This is a genomic window from Phocoenobacter atlanticus subsp. cyclopteri (genome assembly GCF_018343795.1).
In the GTDB taxonomy this organism is placed as follows: Bacteria; Pseudomonadota; Gammaproteobacteria; order Enterobacterales; family Pasteurellaceae; genus Phocoenobacter; species Phocoenobacter atlanticus.
In genome coordinates this window covers 222,921-238,878 of the sequence record NZ_CP074346.1, presented here as the reverse complement: position 1 = coordinate 238,878, position 15,958 = coordinate 222,921, and the positions used below count along the sequence as shown (strand labels likewise).

Sequence of the window (15,958 nt, the reverse complement as noted above, 5' to 3'; positions counted from 1 at the left end):
GCTCTATTGCTACGTGAAAATTAATTATGACTTAAATAAATATCAAATCGGTGATTTTTCGTTTTTTGACTGAAATCAGGTTTTTGATCTGCTAGGAAAGGAGCATAATCAGGACGTTTAACAACCACTCTTTTACTGGCAAGATTTTTTGCCGTTTCTAAAAATTGATCCGCATCTAAATCTTCTCCAACAAGATGTTGAAAAACGCGCATTTCTTTTTTAACTAATGCTTTTTTCTGTTTATGGGGATACATCGGATCAAGATAAACCACATCAACTTTACTTATTTTGGGATTTAACTCAGCAATTGAACGTACAGAGAGTAGTTGCATTTGTTGTCGCATCAATTGACCAATTTCATCATCAATATAAGCGCGCTGTAAACCATCTTCAAGAAGTGCCGCAACCACAGGATGACGCTCGACTAACTGTACTTTACAACCAATAGAAGCAAGGACAAACGCATCTCGTCCTAATCCTGCGGTTGCGTCAATCACAGTAGGCAATATATCTTTTTTTATTCCCACTGCTTTTGCAATCGCTTCACCTCGTCCGCCACCAAATTTACGACGATGTGCCATCGTTCCTTTGACAAACTCTACTGCAATCGCCCCAAGTTTTGGTTCATCTAACTTACGTAATTCAAGTTGTTGTTCTGTTTGAGCTAAGGCTAAAATAGCTGAATTGTCGTGAATAAGTTGCCATTTATCGCAAATATTTTGAAATTTCTGTTTGTTTTCTGTTTCGCAAACAAGTTGGATTTTTGTCATACAATATAATCGTCAAAAAGGGTATCTAGATTTTTTATTAACGTTGCTTTCCCTGCAATGTTTTCATTATGCCAAGCTTGTTCTAATATTTCAGGGGTAAACAATTGCTGATATTTATCACTTAGTGGACGATAACTAATATGCCACGGTTCAAGACCGATTTTCTTTTTTGTATTTAAAAAAGGTAAATAGAAATCAAAGCAAGCGGTATGATCTTGTAAAAAATTTGCCAATTCTTCAAAATATCCACCCGCTTGATATTCCCAAGGTTCAAGTTGTAAGCGTTGATTAGGTGGCAAAAGATGAGGGTCAAAGACATCAATTTCTGTTCCCCAATGATGGCGACTTGCACCTGGTGTGGCAGACCAACGTAAAATAGCTTGGCATTTTTGCCATTCATTCATTTGGGATAAATCTAAGGCTTCACTTTTATCATTATGTACCTTTCGCTCGCCATTGAATTTTGCATTCCAAATTGACTTTTGGCGTTCAAAACTACGAAATGAACTGGTGGATTGAAGGTTAAAACCTGCTTGTTTTGCTTTTTTTTGTAAACTCATAAAAGCCACTACCACCTCTTGTTGTAAGAAATGGTTTGTAGACAGTGCATTAGGTAAGGAAACTAAATGTAACCTTGACTTCCCTGTTAATAGATTAGCTAACTTATACATTTTGAGTAATGTCCTTAGGTAAATTTACTGTCTCACCAGTAGTTTGATTTTTAATAAATATATCCAGTTGATTAAAGGCAATTTCAATACCATTTTCGGCAAATAACTGGTCAATTTTACGATTAAGAGCATCAACCGTGGTATTTCTGTCTGCAAGCTCACCAACATAAACACGTAACTCGTGATCCAAGGTACTTGCACCAAAGCTAAGGAAATAGACAACAGGTGCGGGATCGTCTAAAACTGTTTCGGTCTCTTCTGCTGCTTGTAATAGCAGTTTTTTAGTCAGATCCAAATCAGAGCCATAAGCAACACCAATACTAATAATGACACGAGTGGTAGCACTAGATAATGCCCAGTTGGTTAAACGTTCAGTGACAAAGTTTTTATTTGGCACAATTACTTCTTTTCCATCAAAATCCATCAAGGTTGTAGCTCGAATACGAATACGGGAAACCGTTCCTGAAAACTCACCCACAGTAATCACATCACCAATTCGTACTGGACGTTCAAATAGGATAATAATACCTGAAATAAAGTTAGCAAAAATTTCTTGTAAACCAAATCCTAACCCAACAGAAAGGGCGGCAAATAACCATTGTAGTTTTGCCCAAGACATCCCTAAGGAGGAAAATGCACTGGCTGAACCAATGGCAACGATAGCATAAGTTAATAATGTAGTAATGGTATAAGGCGTACCTTGTGATAGTGTCACTCTTGAGAAAACAAAGATTTCAAGAATACTGCGAATATTACGTACTAACAGATACATTACTGTTAAAATAATGGTGGCGATCAATAGATTGAATAATGTAATAGTTTCTACTTCAATCCCATTTTCGGTAGTGACACTCTGTTTCCAAAGAGAGATGTTATTAAGATAATCAGCAGAAACAATCAACTCAGACCAAACGTTATAAAGCAAACTTGCAACAATTACCCACAAAATAATATTAGTAATATGGATAATTTGAGATTTTAAAATACCAACTTTAATACTCTCACTTTGTTGCGGAATGGAGATAATATCATCTGCGACACTCACTCCTTCCATCACTTTATTTCGACGCTGTTCTTGTAAACGACGATAGGCTAAACGACGAGATGCAACTTGTACCGCACGGTAAATAACATATCTTACAAGTAACCAAAGTACGATAATAATATAGGATGTAATGGTTAAAGAAATCAATTTTAAGGCGGTGTAGTAGTAACCTATTAAAATTAAGGCAATAAGTCCTATTGGTGTCAGTTGAATAAGCAAACGTAGCGTTGTCAGTAAAATATTTTCTGTTTTATCTACTTGAGTATTTTTATTGTGTACATTTAAAGCACGTTTAAAACTTGGTGCCAATATCACAATACAGAAAATAAGAGCAAAAATACTAATAATTTGTCCAATAACGTCATCACCAATTCCATTTTCAGTCACATTGGTAAAAATAGAGACATTCAATAAAATAATAACAACCATCATTCCTTTAAGGATGACCTTTTTAAAAGTTTGACAACTTTCTTCGGATAAACCAAAGTGTTTTACCGCAATGCCTTTTTTACTAAATAATGAAAGTATAAAGCTAAATAGCCATAAATACCCTGCTATCTTTAATGACCATTTCCAAATCTCAAGAGGTGAAGAGAAGCAGAAATAACCGACAAGTAACATTATCACCAAAAACCATAGTATTCGAGGCAAAGTAAGAATAGTATTGTAAAAGAGAGTGATAGGTGTATGCCACTGGCTATCTGCATTTAATGAGTTAATTTGTCCATTAATCAACGCCAAATGTTGTTTTATTTTTGAACCAAAATAATAAATAATCAAGATGATAAAAATCAAAAAGCCGATGATAATAGATAAAGAGGTTAAATATTCACCGTTATTTGAGAAGTTAAATTTTTGAATAATATTTTGAAGTTGATAACTGAGTTGTTTTGGCAAAGATTTCAACCATTTAGTATTTATGGGTGCATTACTCTTTACCCAGAAACTTTGTTGTACGAGAGTGTCTTCGATTTGTTGACTAATTTCAGACACTTGTTTTTGTACTAATTCTAAATTAATAGATAAATTTAATTGATTATTTAAACTCGTTAGGGAATCAGATAATAATCTTTTACGTTCAGCCAGCACTTTATTTAACTGTTGAATTTCATCATCACTAAAGGTTACTTGATTTTTTTTTTGTAATTCTTCAATGTACTGATTAGGAACATAAAGTTCGTTACGTTTTTGGGTCATATCAAAAATACGTACCCGTAGTTCAGAAATCTGATCGGGTAAATCTTTGATTGTTGTGCTGAGGGGTAATTTTTGTTTTTGTTTTTGAATAATACGAGATAAAACAAGTGTTCCTTTTAAGGCACTAATTTGCTCTTTTAAGGTACGTTGCGTTTGGGTTAAATTATCCAAAATATTATGTAATCGTAATTCAGCTTGAGATAAGGTATTCGTCTCTTTTGTTTGACTAAGCAATTGCTTACTTAATTCTGTATTTATATTAAGTTCCGTTTGAATAGTTTGACTATGTTCTGTATTTAATTGTTGGTTCTGAACTTGTTCAAACTGCTCTTGAGATTGTTGGAGACGCTTTTTATTAATATGAGCTTGAAGGGTTGTAATTTTATTTTGTAATATTGTTTCTTTGGATTGCAGTAAATCATATTGAGTTTGATAAAAAAGTGTAATTTTATCATTATTTTTAAGTAATTCTTTACTAAGACTACTTTTTAAATGTAATAATTTTTGTTCAATTAAATATTTATTTTTCAGAGAAGTGCGTAGGCTTTTATCTGATATAAGAGCATTAATTTTTTTACTAGATTCCGTATTCTCGGTTAAAATAGTTTGAGCATTCGTAGAGAGAGTATTTTGTTGAACTAAATTTGAATTAACTTCTGCTAACTTTTCTTGCAGTGTTTTAAGATGATGAATATTTTCTTCTAACTCTTGTTGCAGTTCATCGATCGTTATTTCACTCTCAACCTCAGCATTATTTTGAGGAGGCTGTTGTGTCTGAGAAGCAATCTCTTTCTGTCCCTGTTGTATCTTAATATCAATATCAGTAAGTAATGTTTGCAAGGCTTGATTTTCTTGCTTTTGTAATTGAAGTTCTTCAAGTAATGTAAGAGATTCTTCCAAATCTTTAATGACAGCAGATAAACTTGAATCATTAACACTATTTTTTTTTGCTTCTTTTAATTGAATATTTAATTCTGCTTCTGTTGGCAATGCTGCTACAGCATTGTTACTTAAAAAACTAAATAACGTAAAAAAAAGAGTGATAAAAAAAAGGGACTTTCGCATTGTATTTGGTATTCCTAAAGTAAATAGGCGGTAACATTCTTTTGAAAATTTGCAAATTCTTTATACAAAGTTACCGCTATAAATAGTTAAATTATTGTTGTTTCTTGTTAATGTTTAGCCAATCAGCCATCATTTTTTCTGTTTCTTTTAAAACAAAATCAGGGGCTTCATAATCTTTTGGCAACGCCTCTAAATTTTTCAATGGTTTTTTACCTTCTCGTTTAAAACGTGCATTTAGATGACGTAAATCACGCTGTTCATCTGCTTGGCGTCTTTTTTGACGTGCTTTTAAATTGAGCGATAAAAATTTTTCATTATCTTCTTCACGTTCAATGGCAATATCTTCTGCTAATGCAATAAATTCAGGATCTTTAGCAATTCGCTGAAGATGATTTTTCGTTAAGTAAGGCACTACATCACGTGCATTTGATGTAATTTTATACTCAGCTGGTGTGATTTTATCCCAAGGAAGAGCATTATCTTCAAAACGTTCACCGACTTCTTTCGCATTGATAATTTCAGGGTAATGAATATCTGGTTCTACCCCTTTTTGCTGCGTACTTCCGCCATTAATACGATAGAATTTTTGAATCGTATATTGTAACATTCCAAGTTGTTTATTTGCTGTATCAAACATACTCTTTAAGGAGCGTCCTTGTTGTACTGTTCCTTTTCCAAAAGTTGTTTGTCCAACAATAATAGCACGATTATAATCTTGCATTGCGGCTGCAAAAATTTCTGATGCCGAAGCACTATGGCGATCGATCATCACGATAATTTTTCCGTTGTATAAAATACTTGGATCACTATCCACATAAACTTTAATACGATCAAACGCATCTCGTACTTGTACAACAGGTCCTTGTTCAATAAACAAACTAGTCAAACGGATAACTTCTTTTAATGAACCACCACCATCCGCACGTAAATCAATAATTAATCCATTAATATTTTTTTCATTTACTTCTGTTAATAATTTCTGTACATCTTTGGTTAAACCCATATAAAACGTTGGAATTTCAATCACCGCAACTTGTTTACCATTAATTTTATTCGTAGTCAGTTTTGCTGCACTTTCTTCTAAGCGGATAGTATCACGAATAAGGGTCACAATATGGTTTTTCCCGCCTTTTGCTGGCTCAATTTCAAGACGTACTTTGGTGCCTTTTTTTCCTTTAATTTTATCCACCACATCATTGATCCGCCAACCTACAACATCTTCAATTTCACCCGTCGCTTGTCCAACACCGACAATTTTATCATCAATATGAATTTGTTTACTACGTGCAGCTGGCGCACCTTTTACTAAAGATCTAATTGTGGTGAAATCATCATCCATATAAAGTGTTGCACCGATGCCTTCAAGAGACAACTTCATACTTTCTTCAAAACGTTGTGCACTACGAGGAGAAAGATAAGTCGTGTGCGGATCAATTTCTCTTGTAAAAGAATTTAAGTACGTTTGTAAAATATCATCTGCATTGGTTTGAGTTAAACGACGAATAGAAATATTGTAACGTTTGGTTAATTTTTTTTGTGTTTCTTTCCACGTTTTATGTTTAAGATATTGAGTGATCACATCATATTTATAACGCTGTTCCCATAATTTTTCAGCATCTTCGGTTGTTTTTGGAAACGGGGCTTTTTCACGATCTTTTTCAATTTTATCATTCGTGGTTAAATCAGGCTCTTTTTCAACTAATTTGAGCAAATAACGGTAACGTTGATAACGACGTTTTGCCATTAGATCATAAATTTTATAAGCCGCATCCAGTTTTCCATAATAAAGTTCATCATCAAGTTGATCAGCATATTTTGCACGTAGCATATCCACATCAGATTGTAAAAAAATCTTATGACTACCATCTAACCAATCAATATAACGATCAAATATTTGATTTGAAAAATGATCATCAAGCTCAAATTTACGATAATGAGATTGAACCAAACGGCTCGTCACTCGCTTCGTAGAAACGAGGTGATCGTCTGTTGGTTGTGGAGTGATAATATCACTCTCTTTAATTTGAGGTTCACCAGCAATACTCAAGTTACTCGCAAAAGTAGTAAAACAACAAATTAATGTGAAGGTTATTGTTTTAATCAATTTCATAGTGTGAATTAAACGAAGAGAGTATTAAAAGTAACGTTTAATATAAGCCCTGAAGTAAGTTGTACTCTCGCTTCTTGTTTTTCAACAGCTAAGACTGTTGCTGCTTGCACCGTACTTCCAATTTTCACTTTAACTTTTGTACCTTTGGTGATTTCTGTCGTATCTATAGCGGTTAGATTTTCAGGTTTTTTTACCTTTTCAGTACGAGGTTTTCTTTGTGCTGTTGCATTATCATTTTTTCTTTCTTCAAGCGTTTTTTTCTTAAAAAACTCTTTACGCTCTGCTTTACGTTGTTGTGCTTTACGCTCCGCCACCATTTTCTTTGATTCCGCCAACGTTTGGGCAGCGTGTAGAGCTTGATCAGCATCAATAACACCAGCAGGATTACCCTCTAAATCAACACGTTCTGCCCCTTCTTTACAAGCATTCAAATAACGCCAACCCATAGTATAACCACGCATTGCCTGACGGAGCATTGTTTTACTTACTTTTTCATCACCTTCTAATGCAAGTGCAAGATCTTGGAATAAACCTACTTTAAGTGGTTTTGCTTCACCTTCAATAGAAAAGCAAAGAGGAAATTTTTCAGCTAAGTATGCAATGGTTTGTTTTACACTCATCGTTGTTTTGGTGGTTTGGGTTACTTGTTCTTCAATTTGTTGTTCAGACATAGTTTTTCCGTTAAGTTATAAGTAATTTATTTAAACTTGTGCAATTATATTTTATTTGTCTTCATTCATCTATATAAATTCAAAAGAAATGCGAATTTTATCAAAATAAAACCGCTCACAGAAATGTAAGCGGTATGATACCTTTAATTCTTTGCATTTTTAGATTAAATTCGGCATAAATGTAAATTATGCAACAAATCCGACCGCTTGATACACTTCTTTTAAAGTCTCCTGTGCTTTTGCTCTCGCTTTTTTTGCACCATCACGATAGATTTGCTCTAATAATGCTTCATTATTACGAAAATGATGGAAACGCTCTTGTAAATCAGTCAGCAATGTAGAAACCTCATCTGCCACCGCTGTTTTTAAATGACCATACATTTTGCCTTCAAATTCAGCTTCCAACTGTGCAATAGTCTTACCTGTAATTGCCGATAAAATATCTAATAAATTAGACACGCCTGCTTTATTTTTTACATCATAACGTACCACAGGTGGCTCATCACCGTCCGTCATTGCTCGTTTAATTTTTTTTGCTACAGCTTTTGGATCTTCTAATAAACCAATCACATTTTTACGGTTATCGTCCGATTTTGACATCTTTTTGGTTGGTTCAAGTAATGACATTACTCTTGCACCTTGTTTTGCAATAAAGACTTCTGGCACTTCAAAAATCCCTTTAGTGACATTACCCTCTGCATCTTTTTCACCATAAATCGCATTAAACCGCTCAGCAATATCACGGGTAATTTCTAAATGCTGACGCTGATCATCGCCTACAGGCACTTGATTTGCTTGATATAACAAAATATCTGATGCCATTAAAATAGGATAAGTAAACAACCCAACATTCACATTTTCTTCATAACGTGCGGATTTATCTTTAAATTGCGTCATTCGGTTCATTTCACCAAAGTAAGTGTAACAATTTAACGTCCAGGCTAATTGGGTATGCTCTGGCACGTGAGATTGAATAAAAATGGTGCTTTTTTCAGGATCGATCCCACAAGCAAGATAAAGTGCTAACACATCTAAGGTTGCTTTACGCAAGGCTTCTGGATCTTGGCGAACCGTAATCGCGTGTAGATCTACAATACAATATAGACAGTCATAGTCATCTTGCATTTTCACCCACTGACGTAACGCCCCCAAATAATTTCCTAATGTAAGCTCACCTGATGGTTGAACACCACTAAATACGACTGGTTTTTTTGTTGTCATTTTAATTTCCTATTTCTTCCTGTTAATTCTAGCTATGATTATACAATGTTTAAAATTTCTGCAAAGTCTTCACACACATAATCTGGCTTCGATTCACTAATTGGTATATTGTAATTGTAACCGTAAGTTAAGCCAACACTTTTACACCCAGCAGCTTTTGCCGCCAAAATATCATTTTTAGAATCCCCCACAAATAACACTTCATTTGGATAGCATCCAAATTTACCGAATAAATAAAACAATGGTGCTGGGTGTGGTTTAACTAAAGGTAGCGATTGTCCACCTAAGGTTTCTGAAAATAGATGATCTATTCCAAACGCCTTTAATACAGGTTGTACGTGCTTAGTTGGTTTATTGGTTACCACGGCTAAAATATAGCCTTTCTTATGCAAGGCTTCTAAGATAGATTTTACATTATCAAACAACACGCTTTTATTACACACATTTTCACCATAAAAATAATCAAAACGTTGTTTAAGTTGTGCGATTTGATCAGCATTAAATTGCTCAGCCTTGCCCGACCATTCTAAGCCTTTTTGAAATAACACATCCGCCCCTTTACCGATCCACGTAAGCACAGTATCCTCTGGTGCTGGAGGCAACCCTACTTCTGCAAAAGCAGAATTTAATGATAAGGTTAAATCTGGCAGACTATTCACTAATGTACCGTCTAAATCAAATCCGATAAGTTTAAATGTGTTGTTCATTTTGTTTATCCTTTTTATTTTTAATATAAATTTTAAAAAATATTGTCATTATTATCGCTTTTGCTATAATGAAGTCGTAAATGGATTGGGAGTTCCTAGTCGGCGTTATAGTCTTGGTGGTTTCATCGAGACTTTTCGCTTTTTTTATACTAAGGAAAATGCTTTAATCCCTTTTGATCAAACCCTTTACCCACATTTTCTCGTCCTCCAGAGCAATAAAACTTATTTTTCAAAATATCCATAGCTTGATTAGGCTGAGTTGAATCCAAAATATAGCGTCTTATTGGTCTTGCAACAAGATCAGCAAGTTGTAATCCAATTGAATTTGTTTGTTTAGAAGCTATTCTAACTCTAAAAGGTAATACTTGATTAAATTTATTTTCACCATTACAAATTCGCAAGAACTCAATTTCTAATGCTTGATCTTCTTTTTTACCCCTACTTTCCACCACAACAAAAGTAATTTTATCCTGCTGATTTTTCTCTTTCACAAACTCATAAAGTGTTTCTAAACAATGTTTTAATGAAAAGTGATAGGGGTGCATTTCTCGTTGCTGTTGCTGAATTTTATTCTTTTCTATCACACAAGATGCCAAAATAAAATTACTATTTTTCATTATTCCTGATAGAGAATTAAGAAAAATATTTTTTTCTTCCCTTGACTTAAACAATGTAAAATTGCCTTTTTCTTTACGAATGTCGTGTTCATGGAAAATAACAAGGTCATGTCCAAAATAATCAAACTTTAATTTTTGGATTGAAGTAACTACATTCTTTCTGTAATGATCTTTATAAAAAATACAAAATGCCAGAACAAAAATAGGATAATTTCCATCTATTGAACTCAGACTATGATCTCCACTCTCATCAACATACACAATAAAATCACTAAATTCATTCATAATTTACTCCATATTACTCAACTAAAACCAACTCTCACTAACACCTCTTCGTAACCTACTGACTCTAAAAAAATTTAAACAGTTTAAATCACAAACGAAATAAACATTACTCCATATATAAAAGAGTTTTTAAAAATGCACCTTTTTATGGGTAATCATTTAATCTTTTTCTAAGATACAGTAATTAATACTAAGAAGGATTTTTCCTAAAGTTGGAAGATATTATATACTAAATTAAATTGAAATCAGTACTGGACATTTACATAAATAGTTATTTGGTTCGTAGGGGTGGCATTAGCAAACGTTAGTTTACGTATATCCACCCGTTGCTTGATATAAAATAATCTAAAAGATAGCGGTCAAATAAAATGAATAATTTGCAAAATATGTTATCCCGTGCATTTGGGAGCATATACGTAAACTACGTTTACTAATACTCCCCGACAAAATCATAGTACTAATTTAAGTTTAATTTACTATATTTGCAAAAATTTGTGATCATCTTACCGCTATTAACTGGCTTTATAAATAAAAGAGTGGATTGACTGTTGAATATTTGGGAGCACTGAAACGATGGGGATTTATCAATATTATTAGATACTACTTAATTTATTTCTCTTGTTATTACTCTGTACCAAAACAAGCTTATTTTTATAACTTGTAATTGTTTCATAATCATTTTCCTTATTTGGATATTTACAACATGCTATTCTAATTAGACTCCCCTACTATAAAACAATACGCCTTTTTGCTCTATATGTTCTTTTAATAAAGGATTTTCTATATTATTTATATCTACAACATCGACCATATAAGGAATAGATATTTCTTCATTCAACGTACCATATAAGGCTGTAACAGTGTCAAAATTAATATTTTGACCTGAGATTGCTAAATCTATATCAGAACCTTTTTTGTAATTTCCTAATGCACGAGAACCAAAAATCCAAGCTTGTTCTATTTCAGGAAATAACTTAAGAGCATCACAAAGTAATACATAACTATGCTCATACAATCCAAACTGATTATTCATCAACGAAACTCTTTTAATTGAATATATAATTTTTCAATCTGTTCAAAATATTGATTAACAATACTTTCAAAAACTTGCTTAAAATAATCTTCATTATAAGTATGAGCCATTAGATTTCGTTTATCTAACATTGTGATCCATAATTCTCCATTATCTAATAAATTCATTTTAAAAGCCTGTTTAAGTACTTGACGAGGCGAAGTAGTAATTTCTCCTTCTGACTCCAAATAATCTTTTAGCGTTTTCCAAGCCAACTCAAAAGTATATTCAAATCGCTGAATTAAGCCTTCTTTTGAGAGATCGTCCAGTTCATCTGCTCGGCTTACTGCTTTTTGTAATTGTAAAAAGGCTTTCTCAAAATTTTCTAAGCGTTGTTTAAATCGTGTATTTTTCAGGTTTTCCATTTTATATCCTTGCCTTGAAATTTAGTGCATATCACTTTGTATAATAATAGGAATATTGTTAGTTAATTAATACTCAATCAAATTTATAACAAACTTCCATACTATAATCGATATTTCTTCTTAATTATTTTCTCAGCTGTAAAAATTACTTTTCTAAATTCATTAGCATAACGAAGTTGTCGATTTTTTTCTAGAACATTTATGAAAGCTACTCCATAATTTTTTGTGTTTTTAATCTTTTTTCCTTTTGGAAAGGTCCATCGTCTTCCAGACATTTTCACCAATAACCTTGATTCTATTCTTTTCTATTTTATAAATAAAAGCTACTGATTTTTGGATAACTCTGATATAACAAAATACAAATAGTATAAATATTTTTATATGAGTCTTAAATATATTTTTGTATTGGATCTAAATCTATTTTTACAATTTTATTACTAAAAAATAAGATTTCTTTTCCTTTTCTCGATTTATTAATTGAATGAGTTAAAGTAAATTCTACTTTCTTTTCTACCCAACTATATAGTTCGTTGATTCTTTCAGTATTATCATAAGAAATAATCCAATAACAATCATCTATATTCTTTATTTCATCTGCAACTTTAACATGGTCAATATCTAAGTAAGAATTTAAATATAGTCCTGGACCATGTACATAGTATGGAGGATCAAAATAAAAAATATAATTTGAGGTATTTTCTTGTTTATTAACTTTCTTTATTAACTCAATTGCATCTAAATTTTCTAATATAATACGCTCCCTAAATTGTGCTATTAATCTAATCCTTTTTATTAAATCAATCTTATTAAAACGACAATCTATTTTATAATTACCCTTTTGTTCAAGCCCACCAATAACCCCAGCATTTATAATACCAGAACGATTAGTTCTATTTAGAAAAAAAGTCGAGAAACCTAATTCTAAAACTTGTTTCTTAGCACTGAGTGATATCTGATCTTTTTTCTTTTGAACATCTTTTGCTTTATTCCAGTTTGAAATAGTAATATCTGTTTTCTCAATTAAATTACAAAAATCTTCAGTATAATGAACGACACAATACCAAAAAGCATAAATTGCTTTATCAAAATCATTAATAGTAATTTTTTTTACTCTATTTTGAAAAAGCAGATACAAAGCAACTGAAGCTCCCCCAGCATAAGGTTCTATGTAATGGCCATCAATATTATTATCAACACAAATTTTAGCAATAAATTCTGCTAATCTTTTTTTCCCGCCAGGATATCTTAAAGGAGAGTAAAACATATCCTAAAACCTTTTGAATAATTCATCAAATTCATTTAAGAAATTATCTACAATTTCTTTATTTCGCTTTTTCCAAGGATTTAATACTTTATTTGCATATTTACCCCATTTAGGTAAATGATAATTAAACCATTGTTTTGCTTTATCTCTCTCATTTTGTATTTCATCATTAGAATAATCTTGAAAACAATACTGTTTCGTAAAAGTTTCGTCTATATTTTTCCACAAGGAATCAGTATCAGATAAATCATATAAGAACTGTGCTATAATCTGCTCTGGAGAATGTTCACCGGGTAAACATACAATATTTTTTATCTTATCCCTTTTAATTTTTCTCAATTGTTTTTTTTCTACATCACCGTCTAGTACAATGATAGAATTTGGAAATTGAAAATAAGGTACTTTACTTGATAACTCAATTAAATTATTACAACCCAGTTTTACCTTACTATTAAAATTGAGTAGCCGTGTACGTTTATTTCCTAGTAAATATTTTACAAATAATACTCCTTCAGCATCCTCAGCAAACACCTCAACTTTATTTACTTCTGATATTTGATTTGTTAGAGACACCTTTAAATGGCTTTCTATAAACTTATAATCTGCATTATTATTGGCAATAATATTTTTATCTTGTCTTTGTAAATAAACTAAATTTATCTGTCCTTTCCTATTTATATCATTTTTCAATTTTGAAACTTCTTCTAAAAGAGTCAAAGAGTGTGTTGTAAAAATAATTTGAATATTAAATTTAGATGCAAAATTATTAAGTGCATTTAATAATTTTACTTGAGAGCCAGGATAAAATGTTGTATCAATTTCATCCACTGCTAAAATCCCACCTTTATAATTATCTTGATACTTATCTTTCAAACGCTTAAAAGAAAGTACTGCAAGTAATATTTTACCAATATTATCTTGTCCTGCAGAATTCAATTGCCAATCATAATATTTAGTATTTGCTGCTAAAGTTTGTTTATGTGGACTCTCCAAAGGAGTTGCATCAGTTATTTTATTATCATCTCCAACTAAAATTAAAATTTTATTATGCCACTTTTCATAAAACCTCTTTTCCTGATCTGTTAAAACAATAGATCTATCACTTTGTAATTGATTATCCTCTCCAATAGGTAAAAGTCTTTTTAAACTTAAATAAATAACGGGCAATTGAACATATCCAGAACCTTTTTTAGCATCTTTTTTACCCGTTTCCTTATTTACTTTCCATATGCGAAGAGATTTTTCTTTACCTTTTTCTATTCTTTCAATAGTTCCTGCTGTATAATCTGTACCATTATCAAAAAATAATGTCCATTGGTGATTACCTACTCTGTCAAATACTTCAGAAAATTTAAACTTTTCTGAAAAATCTGATCTAAAACTTTCGCCAGACAAGGGCTTTTCTCCATACATTGGATTATTTTTATCAGTAATAGTAAAAGGTTGCGTTAATAACCCCAACAATGTGGTTTTTTGAGTTCCATTCTGCCCTGCTATAACAGTTATTTGAGAACCTAACTTAAATTCTACTTTCTGAAACCCCCTAAACTTTTTAATAAATAGTTTGGTTATTTTCATAATGTATTATCCCTTTTGAAATAAAACTCCAATATATCTCCAACAATATAAGATAATTGTAATATATCTTGCTTAGATGTTGGTAGAGTTCCGTGAGCCCACTTACCTAATGGAGCTTCAAAATTAGTACCACTTTCTAACCAACCTTGACTGAGTGATAAAAAATTTAATTTTTCTATATCATTTAAGCATTTAAAATCCTTTTTTGCTACCGAAATAAAATCTTTCCACAACTGATCTTTATTCGCTTTTTCAGCATCCTTTTTAAAATATTCTCTTCCTGCTACATCTAGGATCAACCGTAAAGACATCCCAAAAACAGGTAATGTTTTAAACAAATTCTGATCATTATTTTTTACTTTATCATACAAACAACAAATACCTGAATATAAATCATTAATAGCACTACTCCTTAATACTAACGTTCTTCCAAATAAAATATCTCTTTTATGCGGATTCGAAACTGGCGTTTTTCTTGATATTTGTCTTACATAAGAGTTTTCATTTTTAGGATAATTACTTATATTTTGAGATTTTTTAGGATTAAACTCTTCTATTTTTATTGTTGTATTCTTTTCAAGAATACTTTTCAAAACACCTTTCTTACTAGGTCGATTATTTCTTGTTGAAACGATATTCTTAGCAATTAACTCCACAACTTTATTAAGTATATCATTTGATGTTTGTAAGTCATATGAAGAGAGTATCTGCCCTTTATTAATATAAAAACCGATACTCCTTAGATTCTCCTCACTAAAAACCTCATCTTTTACAAATCTCTGATTTAGCTTACTATTAGTACTTATAATCCCTGTATTTTCTTCAATAATTAAAAAATTACTTTTTGCTTTACCTCTATGCTTATATAGGAAATAATCCCTATCTAATGCTTTCCAAGTACCATTCTCAACATGTTTTCTTTCTATATTTATTAAAGCAGTATACTTATCACAAACATTACAAGGAATATTTTTCAATTCTTTAAGTTCTAAAGGTTCGTCTTCAAAGAAAAGTCCACCACCAAGTGATTGATACAATTCCTTATTCTGCAAGTATTTTAAAACAGCAATTCTTCTATTACCATCATAAACAATATACTTTCCATTATGCTCAACTACTGTTGGTAATTCACTAAAATCATAATACTTACCCATTTTATTCACTAATTTAGGCAATTCCCATTTTAGATTTTTATCTTCAACTGCTTTTTTAATAATCTCATAATCAGAAAAGGATGTATCTACAGGATCCCGAGGGTTTTCAGTCCATAGATATAGTTTATCAATAGGTATCGTAATAATTTGTTGTTTCATATTTTTA

At 31.7% G+C, this 15,958-nt stretch carries 13 protein-coding genes; all 13 read right to left on the bottom strand.

The window, feature by feature from the left end:
* Window positions 1-20 precede the first annotated feature (20 nt).
* The 13 genes from KGI96_RS01120 to KGI96_RS01060 all read right to left on the bottom strand — a co-directional run bounded on the left by KGI96_RS01120 (window position 21) and on the right by KGI96_RS01060 (window position 15,951).
* Window positions 21-770 carry a class I SAM-dependent methyltransferase gene (locus KGI96_RS01120; protein ID WP_211599205.1) on the bottom strand — a complete coding sequence of 250 codons (750 nt, stop codon included), beginning with the start codon at window positions 768-770 and terminating at the stop codon, window positions 21-23.
* Window positions 767-1,441: a M15 family metallopeptidase gene (locus KGI96_RS01115; protein WP_211599206.1), complete on the bottom strand. Its 675-nt coding sequence runs from the start codon at window positions 1,439-1,441 to the stop codon at window positions 767-769. The genes KGI96_RS01120 and KGI96_RS01115 overlap by 4 nt, the downstream gene beginning before the upstream one ends.
* Entirely contained in the window at window positions 1,434-4,748 is a 3,315-nt protein-coding gene (gene mscK / locus KGI96_RS01110; protein WP_211599207.1) for a mechanosensitive channel MscK, read from the bottom strand. Before mscK ends, KGI96_RS01115 begins: the two co-directional genes overlap by 8 nt.
* Window positions 4,749-4,839: 91 nt before the next feature.
* On the bottom strand, window positions 4,840-6,858 hold the full coding sequence (gene prc / locus KGI96_RS01105; protein ID WP_211599208.1) for a carboxy terminal-processing peptidase: 2,019 nt from the start codon (window positions 6,856-6,858) through the stop codon (window positions 4,840-4,842).
* Between the two features lie 8 nt (window positions 6,859-6,866).
* Window positions 6,867-7,529 (bottom strand): RNA chaperone ProQ, encoded by a 663-nt coding sequence (gene proQ, locus KGI96_RS01100; protein ID WP_211599209.1) that lies wholly within the window; start codon window positions 7,527-7,529, stop codon window positions 6,867-6,869.
* Window positions 7,530-7,715: 186 nt separating this feature from the next.
* The gene (gene trpS, locus KGI96_RS01095) at window positions 7,716-8,750 is read right to left on the bottom strand and encodes a tryptophan--tRNA ligase (protein ID WP_211599210.1); all 1,035 of its coding nucleotides are present in this window, start codon (window positions 8,748-8,750) and stop codon (window positions 7,716-7,718) included.
* A 38-nt stretch (window positions 8,751-8,788) separates the two neighbouring features.
* Window positions 8,789-9,457, bottom strand: a complete 669-nt coding sequence (locus KGI96_RS01090) for a phosphoglycolate phosphatase (protein ID WP_211599211.1) — start codon at window positions 9,455-9,457, stop codon at window positions 8,789-8,791.
* Window positions 9,458-9,606: 149 nt separating this feature from the next.
* The gene (locus KGI96_RS01085) at window positions 9,607-10,362 is read right to left on the bottom strand and encodes a DUF3800 domain-containing protein (protein ID WP_213156582.1); all 756 of its coding nucleotides are present in this window, start codon (window positions 10,360-10,362) and stop codon (window positions 9,607-9,609) included.
* 712 nt (window positions 10,363-11,074) lie between these two features.
* Window positions 11,075-11,392 (bottom strand): nucleotidyltransferase domain-containing protein, encoded by a 318-nt coding sequence (locus KGI96_RS01080; protein WP_211599212.1) that lies wholly within the window; start codon window positions 11,390-11,392, stop codon window positions 11,075-11,077.
* Window positions 11,392-11,796: a nucleotidyltransferase substrate binding protein gene (locus KGI96_RS01075; RefSeq protein WP_211599213.1), complete on the bottom strand. Its 405-nt coding sequence runs from the start codon at window positions 11,794-11,796 to the stop codon at window positions 11,392-11,394. Before KGI96_RS01075 ends, KGI96_RS01080 begins: the two co-directional genes overlap by 1 nt.
* A gap of 388 nt (window positions 11,797-12,184) precedes the next feature.
* Window positions 12,185-13,060: a DNA adenine methylase gene (locus KGI96_RS01070; RefSeq protein ID WP_211599214.1), complete on the bottom strand. Its 876-nt coding sequence runs from the start codon at window positions 13,058-13,060 to the stop codon at window positions 12,185-12,187.
* A gap of 3 nt (window positions 13,061-13,063) precedes the next feature.
* Window positions 13,064-14,638, bottom strand: coding sequence for an ATP-dependent nuclease (locus KGI96_RS01065; RefSeq protein ID WP_211599215.1), 1,575 nt, complete (start codon window positions 14,636-14,638; stop codon window positions 13,064-13,066).
* Window positions 14,635-15,951: a hypothetical protein gene (locus KGI96_RS01060; protein WP_211599216.1), complete on the bottom strand. Its 1,317-nt coding sequence runs from the start codon at window positions 15,949-15,951 to the stop codon at window positions 14,635-14,637. Before KGI96_RS01060 ends, KGI96_RS01065 begins: the two co-directional genes overlap by 4 nt.
* Between the last annotated feature and the right edge of the window lie 7 nt (window positions 15,952-15,958).